The following is a 491-nucleotide window of genomic DNA, read 5'->3' on the forward strand; positions in this document are numbered from 1 at the left end:
ACTATCGGTAATACGGGATATCTCTGCACGAGAAATCTCCATAGCATACATATCCTGAACATAATCCCGCAATGCGCGGGTACTCACTCCCATAGAGTACATCGATAAGATAGTAACTACCAGCTCATCGGTAATGATTAGCTGGCGTTTGGGCACAATATTAGGTTCAAAAGTAACCAGGCGGTCACGACCAGTTTCTAAATCAAATGAGCCAGCACTTAGAATACTCACTGCATTATTCGTTTTAACTTTCTTACTGTTAATTTGATCGTTAAGTTTATCTTGAGCAAGGTGGTATTCAAGCTAACCTGACATCAAAGATTCAATAAAGTGATTCACCATTGGAGCCAGAACCCCATCGGTGCCAGACTTTTTTTTTCCAGAATAAAGTCCGGCAATAGCATCATTCTTAAAATAATCAAAGTAAAATTATTCTTGTTACAAAAGATAATATATTTAAATAAATATAATTTTTATTACACAGTTAGAGA

At 36.3% G+C, this 491-nt stretch carries 1 protein-coding gene; it reads right to left on the minus strand.

The window, feature by feature from the left end; translation table 11 throughout:
- On the minus strand, positions 1-231 hold a 231-nt coding region (locus tag GNY06_RS01030), incomplete at its 3' end, for a transposase (RefSeq protein ID WP_176589928.1).
- Positions 232-491 lie beyond the last annotated feature (260 nt).

This window comes from Elizabethkingia argenteiflava, from assembly GCF_009904105.1.
Classification (GTDB): domain Bacteria; phylum Bacteroidota; class Bacteroidia; order Flavobacteriales; family Weeksellaceae; genus Elizabethkingia; species Elizabethkingia argenteiflava.